Below are 20,532 nucleotides of genomic sequence, written 5' to 3'. Positions count from 1 at the left end.
GTTTCAGCCCTCGGTGTGAGCTACTGCGGGAGTTGCTTGCTTCGACGGAACCTCCGTGGTTTGAAGAGGCCCACAGTCGCTATCAGATGCTCATGCAACCGTTAGTGCATCAGAGAAGACCATGATTTCATTCGCTTTGGTAACCCTATGAGCCGAGTAATTCAGAGAGAAAACCTCACGCCTCCTGTCAGGATAAAGTTCTGGAACTCTCGGGACATTGTCATAGGTAAGCAACCATTTGGCATCACTCACTGAGTTCAGACATGCGGCGAGGGAGGAATGGTGTGCGTCCTCAAATGAGTTGAGGTACAAAGACCCAGCCTTCTCGAAATACGGTGGGTCGGCATAAATGAGAGTGTTCTCGCGTTTCGAGTATCTCTTAATCACGGTCATGCCATCAGTGTTGGTGACCGAAATTCTTTTGGCGTGTAGAGAGATTAGACGTAGCCGTTCGACAAGAGTGGACCGGTTGAAGCGAGCATCGATCTTATATTTCCCGGTCTGATCCATCCCCCCGATCGGACCACCATTCAACACGCCAGACCGGTTCGTTCGATTCAAGAAGAAGGTGGCGAATCCGAGATTCAGATAGTCGTCGCGTGGGGCGTTGAGGTAGATGTCCTTCTGGCGAGACCATTCGGAAACAGTCAGTTCGGCCTTTTCGACCATCCGGGAGATGGCCAGCGGTTCGCTGGTTACAGCTTTCCAAAAGGCGTAGATTGCCGGGTCTAGATCATTGATCACGATGCGTCGGACCTGACCAGTCACGAGAAGGCCGAGAGCCGCGCCGGCACCGCCCGCATAGGGTTCTACGTATGTGCCAGCAGTTAAATCGTTAGCTCGCACAATCGCGCGCAATCGTGTGTAGAGAGACGCCTTGCCGCCGGGATAGCGTAGCGGCGAGATGATCGGCTTCTTGTGATGCCTCATGGAGGCGCCTGAATTATTCATGGCTTCAGCATCACCCTAATCAGGCCCTCCATGCCGTCCCAGCAGGCTTTCACTTCATCCGCTGTGGCAAACACGTGATGGTTGTGGTTTATGGCATTCATGTGGTCCACGGTAGGGATGTAGCCCCCGAGCTTATTTCCTCGAATCTTTTTGATCACCTGAACGAAGGCCGTCTTATTCGTCGCCTTAAGGTGTTCCTCGAGCCAGTTCAGACAGTGTCCCAGTTGGATGAACCCGCCGCTCTGTTGCTGTCCTGCATGCCTCTTAAGGTCCACTCCTAGCTTCTCTGCGTAGGCCTTGATTGTTTTCTCCAAGAAGGTCCGCAGCAGATCGAGGGTGGCATTAGGGAACTTCCTGACATTGATGGCCGCAAGCTCCTCGCACATCTTACGAATTGCGGGAGGGTAACTTGGGTCGATCTTGATTTGGCTTAGGTTGAGGTAATTCGGGCTTAGCTCCTTTGGCTTGTCGCTTGGCTTCGACTGCGCTTGAGTAGGAGGTGCGGAGGCCGTGGCCGCCTGTGGTGCTTTCTGCTGGGTTGGTGGGTTCGGACCCTGTGGTGCTTTCTGCTGGGCTGGTGGGTTCGGACCCTGTGGTGCCGCACTGTAGGGGGGTTGAGTGTTTGTGGACGCCGACTGAGGCTTGCTCATGTTTGAGGGGGGTGCCTCATCGCTCTCGTCGTAGGAAGATACGAGTTCGCGGATCTGGTCCATGTAGTCCGCGTATGACTCGGACTTCGTTGAGTTGAGAGTTCGCGTATTGATTCGCTTGCTCTTTATATCTCCGACGATTTTCTCGGCGAGCTTATCGAACTGGGTCTGTGTCGATCCCAGGTTGACCTTGGGCTCATTTTCGTCTATTTGTATTTGGGCAAGGAGTAGGAACTCTTCATTACTGTAAAGCCTGGCCAGTACAGAAACGGGGAAGGTGCGGGTCTTAACGTACTGCTTTAGAGAGTCGTCGCGGTAATTGGCATCACGAAACAGCTTGAGTATCTGACTCCGAATGATGAACTTTTTTACTTCGACGGTCGGGTAGTGTGCGATCAGGTATTCCGGGGATTTTCCTGAGTCGATTTGAGCTTGAAAGAATGCCGCCTGTCGTGCGGGCGACCAACTCACCCGTTGGTTTCCGGTGTGGATGGCGGCGATGAGTTGATTAGCTTCGTCCTCGTTGGGTGCTATCTTCACCGATACGCGCCGCAGCCTATTCAGGTCCACGCCATTTCTGGCTTTTGTGATCCGGGCCTGATGTCCGGGGGCCAGAAAGGGATTCTGGATGGCCTTCAGTGCTGCTACGCGTCTATTTCCCTCAACGACAACTAGTTCGCCATCTCTCCTGAGGGCTATGGGAGTTTCGTGTGTCAGTAGCCCGACTTTGCAGATACTCTCAACGAGAGTGAGCGCCTTCTCGTTGTGGAATAGGTCATGGATGATGTCTGATTCGGGGGCAGTCTCCCCGAGTTCCAGCCGCACGTTCTTCGGGTCTAATTCCAGCTCGTCGACCACGTCGACGCTAATCTCTTCCCATGCCGACATGTCGATCATGCATCCCCCCCAGGGCTAAACTCGCAGAACCTTGGAAGCGGCTGCGATCATCATCTACTTACAGTATGTCCATGACTACGGCAAGATCTACCCCCTGGGTAACGATGGTCAGAAGCCTCAGGAAACGCTGAGCGGTGGGGCCGTGCGTGGGCCGTGGGAGGGCGGCCTCGACCGACCAACAACGACCACCAACAGCCATAACGTTGCTGGTCAGCGGTGTGCTGTGACCAGTCCTGGCTGGTGGCGTATCCTCGGCGCCACTTCCTCCGCAACAAGCGGCAGGAGTGGGAGGAGTACCGGTCGGAGGTCACCGCGTTCGAGCTGCGGAAGAACCTGCCGGTGCTGTAGGTCCGATCCCGGAGGGGCCGGCGGTCATCGATCGTCGGCCCCTAGGGCCGTGAACACGCACCCGAGGTCGTCGATCCGGCGTTCGCCCGGTCCTAGCATGCGCCTGTGGCACCGCTGCTCGCCGTGTGCGCCGGGTACTTCATGGTCATCCTGGACGTCACGATCATCAATGTCGCCGTGCCCGCGGTGGGCCGTGAGCTGGCGGCCTCGCTCACCGGCATCCAGTGGATCACCGACGGGTACACCCTCGTCCTCGCCGGGTTCCTGATGACGGGCGGAGCGCTCGGTGACCGGCTGGGCAACCGGCGGGTCTTCTGCTCGGGAGTGGCGCTGTTCACGGTGGCGTCGGCCCTGTGCGCGGGCGCGCCCAGTGCCCCGGCCCTCGTCACGGCCCGGCTGGTGGAAGGGCTCGGCGCGGCACTGATCGTTCCCGGCTCGCTCGCCCTGCTCCAGGAGGCCTACCCCGAGCCGGCGGCGCGTTCGCGAGCCTTCGGGCTGTGGGGGTCGATGGCGGGGATCGCCGCCTCCGCCGGGCCCCTGCTGGGCGGGCTCCTGGTGTCCACCGTCGGCTGGCGGTGGGTGTTCCTCATCAACGTGCCCGTCGGCGCGGCCTGCCTGGTCCTGACGGCGCGGTTCGTAGCGCCCTCGCCGCGGCACCCGGACCGGGCTGTGGACTGGCCGGCCCAGGCCGCCGTGGTGGCGGCCGTCACCCTGCTGACAGCCGCCCTGAACGAGGCCGGACGGCGTGGCTGGTCCGACCCGGCCGTCCTCGCCGGACTGGGGCTGGCGGCCCTGGCCGTGGCCGGGTTCGCGCTGCGTGAGCGGCTCGCCCGGGCGCCGGCCCTCCCCCTGCGGCTGCTGCGCTCACCGGCCATGGGCGGAGCGGCCGTCGTAGGGCTTCTGTTCAACTTCGGCTTCTACGGCATGGTGTTCACCGCCAGCCTGTACTTCCAGCACCAGCGCGGCTTCAGCGCGCTGCGGACCGGACTGGCGCTGTTCCCGGCCGTGGCGGTGACCATGTTCGCCTCCGTCCTGTCCGGGCGGCTGACCCGCCGTACCGGAGACCGCCCGCTGGTGGTCACCGGCATGCTCCTGGGCGCACTGGGGCTGGCCGGCTGGGCCGCCGCCGGGGCGGATCCGGCCTACCCGCTGCTGGTGGCGCCCATGATGGCCGCCGGGTTCGGTACCTCCTTCGCCCTGACCGGCTCGACCGCCACGGTGATGGGCGCCGCGCCGCGGGCGTACGCGGGAGCCGCCTCCGCCCTGTTCAACACCACCCGGCAGATCGGCAGCGCCACCGGCGTCGCACTCGGCGGCAGTCTGCTGGCGACCAGTGCCGGCTACGGCTCCGGGGTGCGCCTCGGCATGGCCTTCGGCGCCCTCGCCTACCTGCTGGCGGCGGGCCTGGCGTGGCGGTGCGGGCCGGCCGGGACGGCTCGGGCCACCGCCCCGTGACGCGTCCGACGGCCGGCTCATTGCTCGCGCAGGCACTCGATCCCGTACTCCCCGCTGTCCTCGTCGATCGTCACCCCGTGGGTCTCGCTGCGGAAGCCCGGGAAGTGGCGGTCGAAGGTCTCCAGGGCCGTCAGGTAGCGCAGGAGGGGGCCGTCGGGGGCGCCCGTGGACTCGCCCGGCATGAGGACCGGGATGCCGGGCGGGGTGACCGTGACCATCGCCGCCGCCACCCGGTGCGCCGCGTCGGCGATCCGCACCCGCTCGGTACCGCCCCGCACCAGCCGCTGGTAGCAGTGCTGCGGCGGGTGGACCGGCTCCGGGAGCTGCTGGAAGGCGGTGTCCAGCAGCTCCACCAGGCGCGCCGAGCGCAGCTGCTCGTGCATCTGCCGGCACAGCTCGCGCAGGGTCAGGCCCGAGTAGCGGCGAGGGTGCGCGGCGACCGCCCCGGGCAGGACCCGGACGAGCGGGGCGTCGGCGTCGTACAGGGCCTTGAAGTCCATCAGGGCGTCCAGCAGCGTGCCCCACTTGCCCTTCGTGATGCCCATCGAGAACAGGATCAGCGCGGTGTAGCTGTCGGTCTTCTCGACCACGATGTTCCGGGTGGCCAGATACGCGGTCAGCACGCGCGCCGGGATGCCCTCCTCGGCCATCTCCCCGGTGGCGGTGACGCCGGGGCAGGTCAGCGTGACCTTGACCGGGTCCAGCATGCAGTGGCCCTCGGTCAGCCCGGGGAAGCCGTGCCAGGCGGCGCCCGGCTCCAGCAGCCAGCAGGACTGTTCCGTGCGCAGCAGCTCCGGCGGGGCCTCCTCGAAGGGCAGGCGTGCGCCGGTCGCCGGGTCGGTGACCTCCTCCGGCTGCCAGACGCCGAAGAACCACGGCGGCCGGTCCCCGGCGCTCTCCACCCGCCGGCGCAGCCGGACCATCTCCTGCCGGAAGCGGACCGCCTCCGTCACCGCCTCGTCCACCAGCCACTCGCCCTGCGGGCCGTCCATCATCGCCGTCGCCACGTCCAGCGAGGCGATCATCGGGTACAGCGGCGAGGTGGTGCCGTGCATCATCAGGGCCTCGTTGAACCGGTCGTGCTCCACCGGCGCCCGGGGCGCGGGCCGTACGTGCACCATCGCCGACTGGGACAGCGCGGCCAGCAGCTTGTGCGTGGACTGGGTCGCGAAGACCGTCGGACGGTCCGGCCCGGGGAAGGTGTCCGCGTCCACCGACATGCCGTACCGGCCCCGGTACAGCGGGTGGAACCGGGCGTACGCGAACCACGCCTCGTCGAAGTGCACCCGGGGCGTGCTGGCCGCGAGCGCCCGCGCGGCCGGTACGGCGGCGTAACTCAGGCCGTCGTAGGTGGAGTTGGTGAACACCGCGTACTGCGGCTCGCGGGACACGGCCCCCTCGGCCAGCGGGTGCGCGGCGATCCGGGCCGCGATCGAGTCCGCCGCCAGCTCCGCCGGGGGCAGCGGCCCGGCGAGGCCGTACCCGTTGCGGGTGGGCACCAGGTAGACGGGCCGGGCGCCGGAGACCACCAGGCCGTGCAGCACCGACTTGTGGCAGTTGCGGTCCACCAGCGCCAGTTCGTCACGGGTGACGCTGAAGTGGCCCACCAGGCGGTTGCAGGTGGAGTCGCCGTGCAGCACGAAGTAGCTGAGGTCGGCGCCGAAGACGCGGGCCGCGTTGCGCTCCGCCTCCCCGATCGGGCCGGTGTGCTCGAACAGCGAGCCCAGCTCCTCCACCGAGATCGACAGGTCGGAGCGGAGCAGCCGTTCGCCGAAGTAGTCGTGGAAGGCTCGCCCCGCGGGCGACTTGAGGAAGGCGACGCCGCCGGAGTGGGCCGGGGTGTGCCAGGAGTACTCGTGGGCGTCGTCGAAGCGCCGCAGCGCCCGGAAGAACGGCGGCAGCACGTCCTCCCGGTAGGCGCGGGCCGCGCTGGTGATCCGGCCCGCGATGAACCCCGGGGTGTCCTCCAGCGGCCACACGTACCCGACGACCGTCTCCGACACCCACAGCGGCAGCTCCCGCACGCCCTCCTCGGCCATGACCAGGAACACCGGCAGGTCCCGGAACCGCCGCCCGATCCGGCGCAGTACGGCGGCCCCGCCCGGGTCCCCGCCGGGAGTGCCGTCCGCCGGGGCGGGCGCGGCGCCGGGCAGGTCCCAGGCGACCACGGCCGCGGCGAGGCCCGCCTCGGTCCGCAGCACGGCCTCGGCGTCCTCGGCGGTGACCGCCCAGCGCACCTCGAAGCCGTCCGCCTCCACGGCGTCCCGGATCTTGCGCAGCTGCTCGGCCCCGGCGCCCTCGGCCCGTGGGTGCTGCGGTACCGCGACCAGGATCCTGCTGTCGGCCATGGCGTGCCCTCGCCTCCCCGGCGGCCACCCGGCCACCCCGCCGGAAAGTCTCGGCCGTGACCGCGGACGACGACGGGGGCGGCGTGCGGCAAACCACCGGAACGACGGAAAACCCGGGCTGTCGCGTTGACCCCGGCGCGGCTAGCCGAGGTACGCCGGTGACACCGCCGCCGAGCTGATCCGGTGGGGGCGGCCGGAGCCGTCCGCCGGGACCTCGTACAGGTCGGCGCCGTAGTCGCCGGGCAGCGCGTACACGAGGGTGCGGGTGTCCTTCCACACCGCCTGGTCGTCCACGCTGCGGGGCTCGGCGAGCGGGGTCTCGCGCAGCGTGCGCAGGTCCAGCACGTACAGCCGCCAGGGCGCGTCCTTCGGCAGCCCCGCGACCCGCTTCTTGTACGCGACCCGGGTGCCGTCCGGTGACAGGGACGGGCACTCCACGTTGGCGTGCAGCGTGGTGACGGTACGGCGGCGCAGGTCGCCGCGGACCAGGTACGTCCGCCCCTCGGTGGCCAGCGTCGCGTAGAAGGTGCGGTCGTCGGCCGCGAACGTCACCCCCCAGAAGTTGGCGTCCGCCGCCCGGTACGGACGCCCGTCCTTGACGATCCGGAAGGCCTCCAGGGACGGGATCAGCTTCCCGGTGCGGGTGTCCACGATGGCCGCGCGCGTGGAGAAGTCCGTCCCGGCGTACGAGTCGCCGCCCACGAACGCCGTCCAGGCGGCGAAGTGCCCGGTCGGGGAGACCCGGGCGCGGGAGGGGATGCCCGGCACGTCGTAGCGGTCCACGGTCCGCAGGCGGGCGTCCAGGATCAGCGCGCGGTAGGTGTCCGAGACCGGCCCGTGCACGGCCTGGAGGCACACGCCGGTGCCCGAGGCGGCGTAGAACCGCAGGCACTTGAGGCCGGAGGCGGTGCGCGGCGCGTCCGGGGCGGAGGCCGGGACGCTGGTCAGCTCGTCGCGGTGCGGGCCCCACGCCATGTTGCGGAACACCAGCCGCCCCGGCTCGCGCAGCGTCACCGTCCCCGGCGTGACGCTCGGCCCGCCCGCCTGTGCGCGGTCACGGCGGTCCGCCCGCGCGGAGGCGTGCAGCACCGACGCCAGCCCGACCGCCGCCAGCACGCAGACGGCCGAGACGAGGATCAGGACGCGGGTGCGTACGGTCGTCATGCGGGCACCGTTCCCTTCGGGCGCAGGGTGAGGGAGGACGCGGCGCACACGGCCAGCGCCACCGCCGCGCCCGCCAGCGCCGCCCGGTCGCCCCACACCGTCCAGGCCGCGCCGAACAGCAGCGAGCAGGCGAACCGGGTCAGCGCCTGCCCGGTCTGCACGACGGCCAGCCCGGAGGAGCGCAGCCGTTCCGGCACGCTGTCCGAGGCGGCGGCCATCAGCACCCCGTCGGTGGCGGCGTAGAAGCAGCCGTGCAGGGCGAGCACGAGGTACGGCAGGCCGGTGCCGTGCCAGGAGGTGAGCAGCAGCGCGTACACGACGAGCAGCGCGCCGTGGCCGGCCAGGAACACCGTCCAGCGGCCCACCCGGTCCGCGAGCCGGCCGAGCGGCACCGCCAGCAGCAGGAAGGCGGCGGCCGTGCCCAGCGGCAGCAGCGCGAACCAGCGGTCCGGGACGCCGAGGCGGCGCTGGAGCAGCAGGTAGACGAAGGAGTCGCTGACCGTGGCGAGGCCCAGCAGCAGCGCGCACACCGTGATCCGGCGCAGATCGCGGCCTTGCAGCAGGGCGAGGGCCGCCCGGACCGTCGGCCGTTCGGCCGGGACCGCGCCGCCCCGCCCGCCCGGCACGAAGAGCACCAGCACCAGGACGCCCAGCACGGCGACGCAGAAGCTCACGGTGAACACCGCGTCGTACCCGTCGACGGTGGCCCGCAGGATCAGGAACGCCACCAGCGGCCCGAGCAGGGCCCCGGCCGTGTCCATCGCCCGGTGCACCCCGAAGGCCCGCCCGCGCGTCTCCGGCGTACTGGCGAGCGAGATCAGCGCGTCGCGGGGCGCCGTGCGCAGCCCCTTGCCGGTCCGGTCGGCGGCGAGCACCAGCCCGATCGGGGTCAGCGTGTGCGCCACCAGCAGCAGCGGCTTGCACACGGCCGAGATGCCGTAGCCGAGCCCGGCGACCCACTTGTGCCGCCCGCCGCCCCGGTCGGCGAAGTGCCCGCCCACCAGGCGCACGAGCGCCGAGAACCCGTTGTAGACGCCGTCGAGCAGGCCGAAACCCAACGGCGACAGACCCAGGCCGGTCACCAGGTACAGCGGCAGCACCGCCGTCACCATCTCCGACGAGACGTCGGTGACCAGGCTCACCGTCCCCAGCGCGAGCACGGTCGGCGCGACCGCCGCACGGTGCCGCCCGGCCGCAGGCCGGACGGCACCCTGAGCGGACGTACTCGCACGGCTGTCCGCTACGTACACGTCAGGACGCCCAGATCCCGGTGATGTCCTGGGCGGAGGCCGCGTTGCCCGCGTGCGTGGTCAGGCCCTGGGAGTCCTCCAGGGTGCGCAGCAGGTCGTAGTGGTTGTACGTGGTCGAGGAGCTGGACCCGGCGGCGACGGGCTGCCCGTAGAACACGGTCGGGATCTTGTTCCCGCTCAGCCGGTTGTCCTCGTCGAAGGTGACGACGAGCAGGCTGTTGTGGGTCTTGGCCCAGGTCGCGTAGGCGCCCAGGTTGTTCTTCAGCCAGGTGTCACCGGTGGACACCGAGCAGTCGTGCATGTCGCTGCACAGGTTCGGGACCACGAACGACACCTGCGGCAGCGTCGAGTAGTCCGTCGGGAACTGGGCGAACGTCTTCGCGGTCGAGGTCGGCACGTTGCTGAACCCGAACCAGGGGTTGTGCTTGCGCGCGTAGTTGCCGCTGCTGCACGTCGTGGAGCCCTGGCTGGGCAGGGTCTCGTTGTAGCTGGCCCAGGTGCGGCCGGCGGCGATCAGCTCGGACGCGAGGTTGCGCGCCGAGGAGAACCCCGGGGTGTAGCAGCTGTCGTCGGTGATGCCCTGCGTCGACCCGGAGAACAGCGCGAAGTAGTTCGGCTGGCTGGGGTGGGTCTCGGCGTACGACTGGGTCAGGTTGGCACCCCCCGCCTTCAGCGAGTTGATGTACGGCGCGCTGGAGGAGCCGATGACCTGGCTGTAGGCATGGTTCTCGAAGACCACGACGACCACGTGGTCCGGGCTGGGCACGGCGCCCGCGGCGTGCGCGGACCCCTCCCCGAGCCCGGTCCACAGCCCGACCGCGGCCGCGGCGAGGGCGGCCGCGGACGCCACGACGGCGCGGGCACGGCGGTACGCCGAACGAGCAGAACTGCCGGACACATCAACCTCCGGGTAAGGATGGGCGGCTGGCGGTGCGGACAGAGCATGCTCATGCCGACAAGCCCGTGGCCCACGCCCGCCAACCCCGCGGGTGAAAACCCGGTGAACGCCGGGTACTCGCGTCCGCATGGCGGACATCCTCATCGGCACCTGCGGCTGGACCGACCCGGCGCTGCTCCGGAGCGGCTGGTACCCACCCGGCCACCGGGACGCCGAGAAGCGGTTACGCCACTACGCCACGCGCTTCCCCCTCGTCGAGGCGGACTCCCCGTACTACGCCCTCCCGGCCCCGCGCACCACCGCCCTGTGGGCCGAACGCACACCTCCCGGTTTCCGTTTCGACGTCAAGGCATTCTCCCTGCTCACCGGCCACCGTACCCGCCCCGCCGCCCTGCCGCCCGACTTGCGGGACCACCCCCGCGACGAGGCCCTGCGCACGGAGGTCTGGACCCGCTACGCCGAAGCGCTGGCCCCGCTCCGCGACGCCGGCCGCCTGGGCACCCTGCTCTTCCAGTACCCGCCCTCCCTCACCCCCGGCCCGGAGGCCGAGGCCTTCGTCCGCGCCGCCCGCGAACGCGCCCACGACTGGCCCTTCGCCGTGGAGTTCCGCGACCCCGCCTGGTGGCACCCCGACCGGGCGAACCGTACGGCGGCGTTCCTCGGGGACCTGAACGCGACGGCGGTGGCCACGGACACCCCCGACGCCCCGCCGCCCGCCCCCGTCACCACCCCCCGCCTGCACCTGCTCCGCTTCCACGGCCGCAGCCCCCACTGGGGAAAGGGCACGAAGGAGGACCGCTTCCGCCACAGCTACACCGAGCGGGAACTCGCCACCTGGCTGCCCCCCATCCGGCAGGCGGCCGCCCAGGCCGAGGAGGTGCACATCCTCTTCAACAACTGCTGCGGAGACGCGGCCCCGACGGCGGCCCAGACACTGCGCGACCTGCTGGCGACGACACTCCCACACCAACAACACCGCGCCGCCCCGCACGAGACAGAGGCGGGAGGACAAGCGGAAACCCACGAGGCCCCGCACCCGCGCCCGGCATGACCGAACCCACGGCGGCCCCGGCGAGGCAGGGCCGCCGGAGGCGGGCGGGCAAGCGGGACCCACGACGGCCCGCACCCGCGCCCGGCGTAACCGGGGCCGCGACGCCCCCGCAGTCGCCCACGGCGGCCCCCGCCCAGGCAGGACCGGCATAGAAGGGAGGCCACTCGGGAACCGGCGACGGCCCGCACCCGCGTACGGCGGGAAGGGGACGTGTCGGGTGGTGTCCGCCCGCAGCGGCCGGCGAAAACCCCGGCACCGCACGAGCAACAGCCCGCCGGACCGAGGACGGACACCACCCGGCGCGGCCCCGACCCCCACCCCCCGGCAGGCGCGACCCGGGCCACGACTCACCGGGACGGGCCGCCGCAGGCACAGGACCGCCCGCCCGGCACGGACGGGCATCCGGCACGGACGGGCATCCGGCACGGACGGGCATCCGGCACGGACGGGCATCCGGCACGGACGCATCCGGCACGGACGGGCACCCGGCACGGACGCATCCGGCACGGACGGGCATCCGGCACGGACGCATCCGGCACGGACGGGCATCCGGCACGGACAGGCACCCGGCACGGACAGGCACCCGGCACGGACGGGCCGCCGGCACAGGGCTGGTGGCGCCCGCCGGGGCGGCGGTGCCGCAGGCATCGGAGTGTGCCGAAGCGGGGGCGGGCCCCGGCCGGCGGGGTTTCCGGGCAAAGGCCGGCGGCCGCCGCGGGCGCGGCTTCCGCCCCCTCCACCCCAACCGCCGGACGCACCCCACCCCCCGCCCCACCACCTCGTCCGCCCCAACCGCCGGACGGCACCCGCTCCGGTTAGGCTCTGGCCAGGACGACAGCGGATCCGAGGGGAGACCACGGACATGACGCCGGGGCGCAGGAGCAGCACTTTCACCCGTCTGCTGCGGCACGGCTTCACCGACCCGTCCGCCGCCGAACGCCTCCTCGACGGCCCCGAACTGGCCCCCGTCCGCGACGACCCCGTCCTCCTCGAAGCCCTCGGCGCCACCGCCGACCCCGACCTCGCCCTGCACGGCCTGGTCCGCCTCCTGGAGGCCCAGCCCGGCCCCACCGCCCACCGGGAACTGCTGGACACCCTCATCGCGGCCAAGCCGCTGCGCGACCGCCTGCTGGGCATCCTCGGCGCCTCCGCCGCCCTCGCCGACCACCTCGCCCGCCACCCCGGCGACTGGCACGCCCTGGTCACCTACGAGCCGCACGACCTCCACCCGGGTGTCGCGGAGTTCGAGCGCGGCCTGGCGGAGGCCACCGACCCGGTCTCGCTCCGCGTCGCCTACCGCCGCTGCCTGCTCTCCATCGCCGCCCGCGACGTCTGCGGCACCACGGACGTCGCCCAGGCGGCCGCGGAGCTCGCCGACCTGGCCACGGCGACCCTCCGCGCGGCGCTGTCCCTCGCCGAACGCGCGGCGCCGCAGGACGCCGCCGCCTGCCGCCTCGCGGTGATCGCGATGGGCAAGTGCGGCGGCCACGAGCTGAACTACGTCTCCGACGTGGACGTCATCTTCGTGGCGGAACCGGCCGAGGGCACCCCCGAGACCGAGGCGCTGAAGTCCGCGACGAAACTCGCCGCGCACCTGATGCGGATCTGCTCCGAGACCACCGTCGAGGGCTCCATCTGGCCGGTGGACGCCAACCTCCGCCCCGAGGGCCGCAACGGCCCCCTCGTGCGCACCCTCAGCAGCCACCTCGCCTACTACCAGCGCTGGGCGAAGACCTGGGAGTTCCAGGCCCTGCTCAAGGCCCGCCCGGTGGCGGGCGACGCGGCGCTCGGCGAGGCGTACATCGAGGCCCTCGAACCCCTCGTGTGGCAGGCGGCGGACCGCGAGAACTTCGTGGCGGACGTGCAGAAGATGCGCCGCCGGGTGGTCGAGAACATCCCGGCGGCCGAGATCGACCGCGAGCTCAAACTGGGCCCCGGCGGCCTGCGGGACGTCGAGTTCGCCGTGCAGCTCCTGCAGTTGGTGCACGGCCGCACCGACCCCGCCCTGCGCAGCGGCACCACCCTGGACGCCCTGACGGCCCTCGCCGCGGGCGGCTACGTCGGCCGGGAGGACGCCGCCCGCCTGGACGAGGCGTACCGCTTCCTGCGCTCCATGGAGCACCGCATCCAGCTGTACCGCCTGCGCCGCACCCACCTCGTGCCGGAGGCGGAGCCGGACGTGCGCCGCCTCGGCCGCTCCCTGGGCCTGCGCGCCGACCCGGTGGCCGGGCTGAACCGCGAGTGGAAGCGGCACACCGGCGTCGTGCGCCGGCTGCACGAGAAGCTCTTCTACCGCCCGCTGCTCGACGCGGTCGCCCAACTCGCCCCCGGCGAGGCCCGGCTGCGCCCGGAGGCGGCCCGCGAACGCCTGGTGGCGCTCGGCTACGCCGACCCGGCCGCCGCCCTGCGCCACCTGGAGGCCCTGGCCTCCGGCGTGTCCCGCAAGGCGGCGATCCAGCGCACCCTGCTGCCGGTCCTCCTCGGCTGGTTCGCGGACTCCGCCGACCCGGACGCCGGCCTGCTGAACTTCCGCAAGGTCTCCGACGCGCTCGGCAAGACCCCCTGGTACCTGCGCCTGCTGCGCGACGAGGGCGCGGCGGCCGAGAACCTCGCCCGCGTGCTGTCGGCGGGCCGCCTCGCCCCCGACCTGCTGATGCGCGCCCCCGAGGCGGTGGCCCTGCTCGGCGACGGCAGCGGGGCGGGCCCCGCGGCGGCCGGCGGCGGTCTCGCGCCGCGGCAGCGGGCCGGGCTGGAACAGGAGATCCTGGCCGCCGTGGGCCGCGCGGAGAACGCCGCGCAGGGTGTCACCGCGGCCCGTGGCGTCCGCCGCCGCGAGCTGTTCCGCACCGCCGCCGCCGACATCGTCGGCTCCTACGGCACCGAGACCAGCCCCGCCGAGGCCGACCAGGGCGCCCTGGTGGACCGGGTCGGCGCGGCCGTCTCGGACCTCACCAAGGCGACGCTCGCCGGGACGCTGCGCGCGGTGGTCCGGGAGGGCTGGGGCGACACCCTGCCCACCCGGTTCGCGATCATCGGGATGGGCCGCTTCGGCGGGCACGAGCTGGGCTACGGCTCCGACGCGGACGTGCTGTTCGTGCACGAGCCGCAGGACGGTGTGGACGAGCACGAGGCGTCCGCCGCCGCGAACAAGGTGGTCGCCGAGATGCGCCGCCTGCTCCAGCTGCCCAGCGCCGACCCGCCGCTGCTCATCGACGCCGGCCTGCGCCCGGAGGGCAAGTCGGGCCCGCTGGTGCGCACCCTGAAGTCGTACGAGGCGTACTACCGCCGGTGGTCCCTGGTCTGGGAGTCACAGGCGCTGCTGCGGGCGGAGCCGGTCGCCGGCGACGCGGACCTGGGCCGCCGGTTCGTCGAGCTGGCCGACCCGCTGCGCTACCCGGCCGAGGGCCTCACCGAGGACGGGGTCCGCGAGATCCGCCGGCTGAAGGCCCGCATGGAGTCCGAGCGGCTGCCGCGCGGCGCCGACCCCAAGCTGCACACCAAGCTGGGCCCCGGCGGTCTGTCCGACGTCGAGTGGACGGTCCAGCTGATCCAGATGCGCCACGGCCACCAGGAGGCGGCCCTGCGCACCACCCGCACCCGCCAGGCCCTGGCCGCCGCCCGCGGGGCCGGGCTGCTGTCCGCGGAGGAGGCGGAGATCCTGGACGAGGCGTGGGTGCTGGCCACCCGGGTGCGCAACGCGGTGATGCTGGTCCGCGGCCGGGCCGGGGACACCTTCCCGACCGAGCCGCGCGAGCTGGCCGCCGTCGGCCGCTACCTGGGCTACGGCGCCGGGCACGCCGGGGACATGCTGGACGCGTACCGCCGCACCACCCGCCGGGCGCGCACGGTGGTGGAGGAGCTGTTCTACGGCGACAGGGCCTGAGCCGGCGCGGGGGTCCGGGCCGGGACCCGCCGGGGCAGCGTGTGCGGCAGGCTGCCGTACCACGCCCGGGCCACCGAGAACCCGAAGGCGAGGCAGAGCACACCGCCCACCGCGTCAAGCCAGAAGTGGTTGGCGGTGGCGACGATCACCAGCAGGGTGGTCGCCGGGTACAGCAGCCCCAGCACCCGCACCCACGGCACCGACGCCAGCGCGCAGACGGTCAGCCCGCACCACAGTGACCAGCCGATGTGCATCGACGGCATGGCCGCGTACTGGTTGGACATGTGCTTGAGGTCCCCGGAGGCCATCGAGCCCCAGGTGTGGTGCGCCATCACGGTGTCCACGAAGTGCCCGCCGCGCATCAGCCGGGGCGGCGCGAGCGGGAACAGGTAGTAACCGACGAGGGCCACGCCCGTGGTCGCGAACAGCACCAGCCGGGCCGCCGCGTAGCGGCCGGGATGCCGGCGGTACAGCCAGACCAGCACCCCGATGGTGACGACGAAGTGCAGTGTGGCGTAGTAGTAGTTCATCCCGATGATGAGCCAAGTCACCGAGTTCGCGGCGTGGTTGACCGACTGCTCGACGCCGATGCCCAGCGCGTGCTCCACGCGCCAGATCCAGTCCGCGTTGCGCAGCGCCGCGGACCGCTGCTCCGGCACGGCGTTGCGGATCAGCGAGTACGTCCAGTAACTCACCGCGATCAGAAGGATCTCGAACCACAGCCGGGGCCGCCTGGGCCGCCGCAGCCGGCCCAGCGGACCACGTGGGGCCTCGCCCGTGACGGCCCGCGGAACGGCCACCTCCTCGCGACCTTCCGGTTCTGTCACGGTCGAGTCACTCATAGGCACAGAGTCTGCCAGACAAGCCTTCCCTCGGCCGATCATCCCAAGGTCGGGTCCGCGGCGCACCTCCTACGACGTACGGAGGACATGCGGCGCCGAAGCGGTGGAACCGCGCACCACCAGTTCCGGCATGAACACGAACTCGCTGTGCGGCGCCGGCGTCCCGCCGATCTCCTCCAGCAGCGTGCGCACCGCCGCCTGCCCCATCGCCGGGACCGGCTTGCGGATCGTGGTCAGCGGCGGGTCGGTGAAGGCGATGAGCGGGGAGTCGTCGAACCCGACCACCGACACGTCCCGGGGCACTTCCAGGCCCCGCTGCCGGGCCGCCCGTATCGCGCCCAGCGCCATCATGTCGCTGGCGCAGACCACGGCCGTGCAGTTCCGGTCGATCAGCGCCGCCGCCGCCGCCTGACCGCCCTCCAGGGTGTACAGCGAGTGCTGGATCAGCTCCGTCTCGACGGTCTGGGCGGCCAGCCCCAGCTGGTCCTGCACCGCGCGGACGAAGCCCTCGATCTTGCGCTGCACGGGCACGAACCGCTTCGGCCCGAGCGCCAGCCCGATCCGGGTGTGCCCCAGCGACACCAGGTGCGTCACCGCCAGCGACATCGCCGCCCGGTCGTCGGGGGAGATGAACGGCGCCTGCACCTTCGGCGAGAACCCGTCCACCAGCACGTACGGCACGCCCTGGGCGCGCAGCCGCTCGTAGCGCTGCATGTCGGCGGTGGTGTCCGCGTGCAGTCCGGAGACGTAGATGATCCCGGCGACCCCGCGGTCCACCAGCATCTCGGTCAGCTCGTCCTCGGTCGACCCGCCCGGGGTCTGCGTGGCGAGCACCGGCGTGTAGCCCTGGCGGGTCAGCGCCTGGCCGATGACCTGCGCCAGGGCGGGGAATATCGGGTTCTCCAGCTCCGGCGTGATCAGGCCCACCAGGCCCTCGCTGCGCTGCCGCAGCCGTACCGGGCGCTCGTAGCCCAGCACGTCCAGTGCGGCGAGCACGGACTGGCGGGTGGTGGCGGCGACTCCCGGTTTGCCGTTGAGGACCCGGCTGACGGTCGCTTCGCTCACCCCCGCCTGCGCAGCGATGTCGGCAAGCCGTGTGGTCACGCCACTGGACTGTACCGGTCGTATCTTCCCTTGCACACCGGCCGGACGCCGGGCGCGGGCGGGCGCACGGCCTGCCGTGGGTTGCTGCGTCATCGCGCTCCCTCGGGAATGTGGGTGGCAAGAGCTTGCAAGTCTTGCACAAGTGCCGTCACCGCCGCTCAGCGCCCGCGCCATTGGGCCGCGCCACGGTCGACGGCTGGTCACGACGGGGTAACCATCGTGTCGCCTTGCACTTTTTTTCTGCAAGGTCTTTCGAAACGCTTACATGGCTGTTACGTTCCCAGTCGCCCGGCCGCGGCAACGGCGCAGTCGGCAAGTCGCAGGGGCGGACGGGACCGTCCCCTGTACCACTCGGGCTTTACCCTCAAGGAGAACTCATGCGGCGTGGCATAGCGGCCTCCGCGCTGGTGGCGTCCCTCGCCCTGACGGCGACGGCGTGCGGCGGGAGCGACAGCGACAGCGGGAAGTCGGACGGCCCGGTCACCATCACCTGGTGGGACACCTCCAACGCCACCAATGAGGCGCCGACGTACAAGGCCCTGGTCCAGCAGTTCGAGGCTGCCCACAAGGACGTCAAGGTCAAGTACGTCAACGTCCCCTTCGACCAGGCGCAGAACAAGTTCGACACCGCGGCCGGCGCCAAGGGTGCCCCGGACGTGCTGCGCTCCGAGGTCGGCTGGACCCCCGCCTTCGCCAAGAAGGGCTTCTTCCTGCCCCTCGACGGCACCGAGGCCCTCGCCGACCAGGGCAAGTTCGAGCCGAACCTGATCAAGCAGGCCCAGTACGAGGGCAAGACCTACGGCGTGCCGCTCGTCACCGACACCCTCGCGCTGGTCTACAACAAGGCCCTGTTCAAGAAGGCCGGCATCACCGAGGCCCCCAAGACCTGGGACGAGCTGAAGGCCGACGCCGCCAAGATCAAGGACAAGGCCAAGGTCGACGGCTACTGGGGCTCCACCCAGGCCTACTACGCCCAGACCTTCCTCTACGGCGAGGGCACGGACACCGTCGACGTCGCCGCCAAGAAGATCACGGTGAACTCGCCGGCCGCCCAGAAGGCCTACGGCACCTGGCTGAGCCTGTTCTCCGGCAAGGGCCTGCACAAGGCCGACGCCACCGCCGACGCCTACGCCCACATCCAGGACGCGTTCGTCAACGGCAAGGTCGCCGCGATCATCCAGGGCCCCTGGGAGATCACGAACTTCTACAAGGGCTCGGCCTTCTCGGACAAGTCCAACCTCGGCATCGCCACCGTCCCGGCCGGCTCCGCCGGCAAGGCGGGCGCCCCGACCGGCGGCCACAACCTCTCGGTCTACGCCGGCTCGGACAAGGCCCACCAGGCGGCGGCCCTGAAGTTCGTCAAGTTCATGACCTCGGCGCAGGCGCAGGAGACCATCGCCCTGAAGAACTCCACCCTGCCCACCCGCTCCGACGCCTACACCGACAAGGTCAAGGCCGACCCGGGCATCGCCGGCTACCAGGGCGTCCTGGCCGCCGCCCAGCCGCGCCCGGCGCTGCCCGAGTACAGCTCCCTGTGGGGTCCGCTCGACACCGAGCTGCCCAAGGTCGCCAGCGGCAAGGAGTCGCTGGACAAGGGCCTCGGCAACGCCGAGCTGGCCATCTCCAAGCTGGTGAACGGCTTCAGCAAGTAGCCCGCGTGGCCGTCGGATCCCTCCCGCGGGAACGGGGGGAAGGATCCGACGGCCACCGCCCTGTGCCCGGCCCAACCCCTTGATCTTTGAAGGTGTCGAACCATGACAGTCGCCATCGACCGCGCGACCGGCAAGCGCCGCGGTGACCGCGCGCCTCGGCCCGGGCTGGGGCAGCGCGTCAGAAACGGTTTGCAGAAGTACTGGTACGCCTACGCGATGATCGCCCCGGTGGTCGTCGTGCTCGGCGTCCTCGTGGGCTACCCGCTGGTCCGTGGCTTCTACCTCACCCTCACCGACGCCAACAGCCTGAACTCGGCGCGCACGATCGGCGTCAACCACATCGACGCCACGTACAAGTTCATCGGCCTGGACAACTACCACGACATCCTCTTCGGCCCGACGGCGTACGACCGGTTCTGGTCGCACTTCCTGTGGACCGTGTTCTGGACGGCCGCCTGCGTCGCCCTGCACTACGGCATCGGTCTCGGTCTCGCGCTCATGCTCAACCAGAAGCTGCGCGGCCGCACCGTCTACCGGCTGCTGCTCGTCCTGCCCTGGGCCGTGCCGACCTTCGTCACCGTGTTCTCCTGGCGGATCATGCTCGCCGACTCCGGCGTGCTCAACCAGATCCTCGGCTCCCTCCACCTGCCCCAGCCGGAGTGGCTGGAGGACACCTTCTGGCAGCGGTTCTCCGCGATCATGGTCAACACCTGGTGCGGTGTGCCGTTCATGATGCTGTCCCTGCTCGGCGGCCTCCAGTCCATCGACTCCTCGCTCTACGAGGCCGCCGAGATGGACGGCGCCAGCGCCTGGCAGCGCTTCCGGCACGTCACCCTGCCCGGCCTGCGCTCGGTCAGCTCCACCGTCGTGCTGCTCGGCATCATCTGGACCTTCAACCAGTTCGTCATCATCTTCCTGCTGTTCGGCAAGAACTCCGCCCCGGACGCCCAGATCCTCGTCACCTGGGCCTACCAGCTGGGCTTCGGCCAGCAGCCGCGCGACTTCGCCCAGTCCGCCGCGTACGGCGTGCTGCTGCTGTCGATCCTGACCGTCTTCACCTCCTTCTACTTCCGCTGGCTGAAGCGCAATGACCAGCTCGCCGTCTGACGCCGCAGGAGCCGCCGCCATGAGCACCACCACCCTGGACAAGACCGAGACCGCCCCGGCCCCCGCACCCGCGCCCCGGCGCCGCGTGCGCCGGCGCGGCGAGCGCGGCCCGGCCGGCGCCGCCCTGCTGCACGGCGGGCTCGTCGTGGCGAGCCTCATCGCCCTGGCCCCGGTGGCCTGGCTGTTCTACCTGTCCCTCGGCCCGGACAAGGAGGACTACCTGCACCCGGCCGGCATCGCGGGCAAGTTCAGCTTCTCCAACTACAGCTTCGTGCTGGAGCACACCGGGTTCCTCGACTGGTTCAAGTCGACGATGATCGTGGCCCTCGGCACGACCCTCATCGGTGTCTTCGTCGCCGCCACCACCGGCTACGCGGTCTCCCGCATGCGCTTCCCCGGCTACAAGCAGCTGATGTGGGTCCTGCTGCTCACGCAGGCCTTCCCGATCGCCATCCTGATCGTGCCGATGTACGAGATCTTCAGCGAGCTCGGCCTCATCGACACCTACTGGGCGCTGATCATCATCAACTGCTCCACCGCCGTGCCGTACAGCGCCTGGCTGCTCAAGGGGTACTTCGACACCATCCCCTTCGAGATCGACGAGGCCGGCCGGGTGGACGGGCTCAGCCCCTTCGGCACTTTCTTCCGGCTCATCCTGCCGCTGGCCCGCCCGGGCCTGGCCGTGGCCGCGTTCTACAACTTCATCACCGCCGTCGGCGAGGTCGCCTTCGCGACCACCTTCCTGCTGGACGACTCCAAGTACACCTTCGCCGTCGGCCTGCAGACCTTCGTCAGCGAGCACGACGCCCAGTGGAACTACATGGCCGCCACCGCGGTGCTGATCGCGATACCCGTGACCGTGTTCTTCTACCTCGTGCAGAAGAACCTCGTCACCGGTCTCACCGCCGGCGGCACCAAGGGCTGACGCCCAC

Annotated in this window: 15 protein-coding genes; 7 read left to right on the top strand and 8 right to left on the bottom strand. The window is 70.5% G+C overall.

Features of this window, described 5'->3' with window-relative positions; genetic code table 11:
- Positions 1–90: 90 nt before the first annotated feature.
- Positions 91–951 (bottom strand): DNA adenine methylase, encoded by an 861-nt coding sequence (locus AB0947_RS07260; RefSeq protein WP_366749272.1) that lies wholly within the window; start codon positions 949–951, stop codon positions 91–93.
- Complete coding sequence (locus AB0947_RS07255; protein ID WP_366749271.1) at positions 948–2,498, bottom strand: proline-rich domain-containing protein; 1,551 nt, start codon at positions 2,496–2,498, stop codon at positions 948–950. Before AB0947_RS07255 ends, AB0947_RS07260 begins: the two co-directional genes overlap by 4 nt.
- A gap of 240 nt (positions 2,499–2,738) precedes the next feature.
- On the opposite strand from AB0947_RS07255, the gene AB0947_RS07250 reads away from it, so the two are divergent.
- Positions 2,739–2,846: a glutamine synthetase gene (locus AB0947_RS07250; protein WP_366749270.1), complete on the top strand. Its 108-nt coding sequence runs from the start codon at positions 2,739–2,741 to the stop codon at positions 2,844–2,846.
- 105 nt (positions 2,847–2,951) lie between these two features.
- The gene (locus AB0947_RS07245) at positions 2,952–4,301 is read left to right on the top strand and encodes an MFS transporter (protein WP_366749269.1); all 1,350 of its coding nucleotides are present in this window, start codon (positions 2,952–2,954) and stop codon (positions 4,299–4,301) included.
- 17 nt (positions 4,302–4,318) lie between these two features.
- Here AB0947_RS07245 and AB0947_RS07240 read toward each other — a convergent pair whose 3' ends face one another.
- From AB0947_RS07240 to AB0947_RS07225, 4 genes are all read right to left on the bottom strand, one after another.
- Entirely contained in the window at positions 4,319–6,649 is a 2,331-nt protein-coding gene (locus AB0947_RS07240) for an Orn/Lys/Arg decarboxylase N-terminal domain-containing protein (protein ID WP_366749268.1), read from the bottom strand.
- Positions 6,650–6,790: 141 nt separating this feature from the next.
- Complete coding sequence (locus AB0947_RS07235) at positions 6,791–7,813, bottom strand: TolB-like translocation protein (RefSeq protein WP_366749267.1); 1,023 nt, start codon at positions 7,811–7,813, stop codon at positions 6,791–6,793.
- Entirely contained in the window at positions 7,810–9,063 is a 1,254-nt protein-coding gene (locus AB0947_RS07230; protein ID WP_366749266.1) for an MFS transporter, read from the bottom strand. Before AB0947_RS07230 ends, AB0947_RS07235 begins: the two co-directional genes overlap by 4 nt.
- 1 nt (position 9,064) lies before the next feature.
- Positions 9,065–9,961 (bottom strand): alkaline phosphatase family protein, encoded by an 897-nt coding sequence (locus AB0947_RS07225; RefSeq protein ID WP_366749265.1) that lies wholly within the window; start codon positions 9,959–9,961, stop codon positions 9,065–9,067.
- A gap of 127 nt (positions 9,962–10,088) precedes the next feature.
- On the opposite strand from AB0947_RS07225, the gene AB0947_RS07220 reads away from it, so the two are divergent.
- Complete coding sequence (locus AB0947_RS07220; protein ID WP_366749264.1) at positions 10,089–11,012, top strand: DUF72 domain-containing protein; 924 nt, start codon at positions 10,089–10,091, stop codon at positions 11,010–11,012.
- Between the two features lie 862 nt (positions 11,013–11,874).
- Positions 11,875–14,895, top strand: a complete 3,021-nt coding sequence (locus AB0947_RS07215; RefSeq protein WP_366749263.1) for a bifunctional [glutamine synthetase] adenylyltransferase/[glutamine synthetase]-adenylyl-L-tyrosine phosphorylase — start codon at positions 11,875–11,877, stop codon at positions 14,893–14,895.
- On the opposite strand, the gene AB0947_RS07210 is transcribed toward AB0947_RS07215, so the two are convergent.
- Together AB0947_RS07210 and AB0947_RS07205 are read right to left on the bottom strand one after the other, a co-directional pair.
- A complete protein-coding gene (locus AB0947_RS07210; RefSeq protein ID WP_366749262.1) occupies positions 14,877–15,737 on the bottom strand; it encodes a phosphatase PAP2 family protein in 861 nt (286 codons plus the stop codon). The two genes, AB0947_RS07215 and AB0947_RS07210, sit on opposite strands and share 19 nt — an antisense overlap.
- A 69-nt stretch (positions 15,738–15,806) precedes the next feature.
- Positions 15,807–16,841 carry a LacI family DNA-binding transcriptional regulator gene (locus AB0947_RS07205; protein ID WP_366749261.1) on the bottom strand — a complete coding sequence of 345 codons (1,035 nt, stop codon included), beginning with the start codon at positions 16,839–16,841 and terminating at the stop codon, positions 15,807–15,809.
- Positions 16,842–17,218: 377 nt separating this feature from the next.
- Between AB0947_RS07205 and AB0947_RS07200 the strand changes: the two genes are divergently transcribed.
- From AB0947_RS07200 to AB0947_RS07190, 3 genes are all read left to right on the top strand, one after another.
- On the top strand, positions 17,219–18,493 hold the full coding sequence (locus AB0947_RS07200; RefSeq protein WP_366749260.1) for an extracellular solute-binding protein: 1,275 nt from the start codon (positions 17,219–17,221) through the stop codon (positions 18,491–18,493).
- Positions 18,494–18,595: 102 nt separating this feature from the next.
- Positions 18,596–19,600 (top strand): sugar ABC transporter permease, encoded by a 1,005-nt coding sequence (locus tag AB0947_RS07195; RefSeq protein WP_366749259.1) that lies wholly within the window; start codon positions 18,596–18,598, stop codon positions 19,598–19,600.
- Positions 19,601–19,619: 19 nt separating this feature from the next.
- Positions 19,620–20,525, top strand: a complete 906-nt coding sequence (locus AB0947_RS07190) for an ABC transporter permease subunit (protein ID WP_366749258.1) — start codon at positions 19,620–19,622, stop codon at positions 20,523–20,525.
- The last annotated feature ends 7 nt before the right edge of the window (positions 20,526–20,532 follow it).

The sequence above is a fragment of the Streptomyces sp. NPDC047841 genome (genome assembly GCF_040704085.1).
Taxonomy (GTDB): Bacteria; Actinomycetota; Actinomycetes; order Streptomycetales; family Streptomycetaceae; genus Streptomyces; species Streptomyces argyrophylli.
This window is presented reverse-complemented; position numbering and strand designations above follow the sequence as displayed.